At 47.7% G+C, this 2,443-nt stretch carries 4 protein-coding genes; all 4 read left to right on the top strand.

The window, feature by feature from the left end:
- The coding region (locus JHD69_RS19450; RefSeq protein ID WP_370583528.1) for a cytochrome-c peroxidase at positions 1-347 on the top strand (347 nt) is incomplete at its 5' end.
- Between the two features lie 3 nt (positions 348-350).
- A complete protein-coding gene (locus JHD69_RS19445; RefSeq protein ID WP_199142000.1) occupies positions 351-1,277 on the top strand; it encodes a transporter in 927 nt (308 codons plus the stop codon).
- Between the two features lie 18 nt (positions 1,278-1,295).
- Positions 1,296-1,787, top strand: coding sequence for a hypothetical protein (locus tag JHD69_RS19440; protein ID WP_199141999.1), 492 nt, complete (start codon positions 1,296-1,298; stop codon positions 1,785-1,787).
- Positions 1,788-1,830: 43 nt separating this feature from the next.
- Positions 1,831-2,443, top strand: a 613-nt coding sequence (locus tag JHD69_RS19435) for an SCO family protein (RefSeq protein ID WP_233166067.1), incomplete at its 3' end; no start/stop codon positions are given.

Below are 2,443 nucleotides of genomic sequence, written 5' to 3'. Positions count from 1 at the left end.
ACGGTAGCTTCCGCAACAATGGACTGCCTCCAAACGCCATCAACGATTTGGGACTGTATCCAACAACATTGATCCAAGCCGACAAATACAAGTTCAAGGTGCCTTCGCTGCGCAACCTGCAGTATACGGCGCCATTTATGCACGATGGAAGGTTCCTTACCCTTGGCGGAGTTTTAGAACATTACAATTCTGGGGTGCAGCAAACCCCAAACCTCGATCCGTTGCTTAGCCAGAGCGGTAGGCTGGGCATCAGCCTGAGCGAAAGCGAAAAGGGCAGGCTTACCGCGTTCCTGTCTACGCTCAACGACGAAGAGTTTATCAAGAACAAGTTACTAGCGGAACAATAAGACATGAGAAAGAAAATCATTTTGGCCGTTTTGCTGGCCGTTTTTACGATTACTGCAACCAGGGCATGCGATATCTGCGGGTGTGGCGTTGGCAGCTATTATATTGGCATACTGCCTCAATTTAACAAAAGGTTTATAGGGCTCAGATACCAGCATAAAACACTGACAACCCATCTTGGACCATTTGGCGAACGTACGCCGCTCACTGCCGACGAGACCTATCAGACCGCCGAGCTTTGGGGCGGATGGAACATCGGCAAAAAGTTCAGGGTATTGGCCTTTGTGCCCTACAATTTCAATGAACGCACTAGCCAGACAGGTAACGGCTTAAAAGATGGCCTCGGCGATATTGCAGTAATGGGCTACTATGGTCTTTTAGACCATAGGAGTTCTATTGGTGATAAGTTGCTCGTACAGTCGTTATGGGTGGGTGCAGGCATCAAGGCGCCTACGGGAAAATACGAGCCTTCAGAAAGGCTGGCTGTTCAGGAATCGCCTAACAATTTCCAGCTGGGAACGGCGAGTACCGATTTTACGCTGAACGCCACCTACGATATCCGCTTGCAGGACGCAGGGCTCGATGTGAACCTTAACTACAAGATTAATACCGCCAATAAATACGAGTACAGGTATGGCAACAAATTCACCTCGAATGTGCTTGCCTATTACAAGTTCAGGATTGCGAATGTACTTACAATTGCGCCCAATGGCGGTTTGCTTTACGAAACTGCCCAGAAAGACGTAGAAAGCAAGAAATATGAAGTAGATGTTTCGGGTGGCTATTCGCTTTCTGTGGTTGGTGGCGTGGAGCTTTCTATGGGCAGGATATCTGTTGGTGCGAACTATCAGAACGTGTGGTCGCAAGATTTGGCAGGCGGCCGTGCAAGCGCGGGCAACAGGGTAATGGTACATACGTCAATTTCGTTTTAACAATTTAAAATCATTCACATGAAAAAAATCGAAAAAATCGCAGGGATGCTGCTCTTGGTAGTTGCCCTGCAGTTTTCGTGCAAGCAAGAATCAGATTACAAAGCCGTTAGGCAAGAAGTGATGGATATGCACGACAAACTGATGATCGACGGCGAGATAGCTGTTAGGTACAAAATGCAATTGGATACCCTTTCCAAAACAGGGATTGCGCAAAAGGCAAATGCAGACCAATCTATAGACACGGCCAAAGAGCAGCGCGATATCGCCGTGCTTATTGGACACCTGAACAAGGCCGACGAAAACATGATGGACTGGATGCATGCCTTCCAGCCAGATATTGATGGAAAAAGCAATGCGCAGGCCGTAGCTTATTTTAAAGGCGAAAAAGAAAAGCTGATAAAAATGGACAGTCTTTATCAAATTGCTTTGAAACAGTCTGAGGCTTATCTTAAGCGATTTGGATCAAGCCTGGCAAATACGCATGAGGGGCATGACCATGGAAAGCACTAGCCACAAACTTGGGTATATAAGCGGAAATATGGTGTTGCTTGCATTGCTACTGTGCCTCGGGGCCTGTTCGAGCAAGGAAAGGAAGATTCCGATGATTGCCGACGGAGTTGAAACTAAAATGGTAGATGGGAGAGCAGTGATAGATACTGTATACAAGACAATCCCATCTTTCAGCTATCTGAACCAAGACAGCATACCAATTACCAATAAGCTTTTCGACGGAAAGATATATGTGGCGGATTTCTTCTTTACCAGCTGTCCAACGATATGCCCAACCATGCATCGAAACTTGATGAAGGTGTTTGAAAAATACAAGGATAATCTAAACGTGATGTTGCTTTCGCATACAATAGATTACAAGTACGACCTGCCGTCGAGGTTAAAGGAATACAAGGACAAGCTGGGAGCTGGGGGCAGTCAATGGCAGTTTGTTTGGGGCACAAAAGAAGAGATTTACAACACTGCACAAAAGAACTATCTGGTTTCGGTGAATGAAGACAGCACCGCAGCCGGGGGATACATCCATCAGGGCTACCTCGTTCTTATCGATCGCCACAGGAGGGTAAGAAATGCCTATGATGGCTGTCTCTTATACACATCTAAAAGGGGGGGGGGGGGGGGGGGGGGGGGGGGGGGGGGGGGGGGGGGGGGGGGGG

The organism is Pedobacter sp. ASV12 (assembly GCF_016429155.1).
Classification (GTDB): Bacteria; Bacteroidota; Bacteroidia; order Sphingobacteriales; family Sphingobacteriaceae; genus Pedobacter.
The sequence above is the reverse complement of the archived record's forward strand: the minus strand, read 5'-3'. Positions and strand labels throughout refer to the sequence as shown.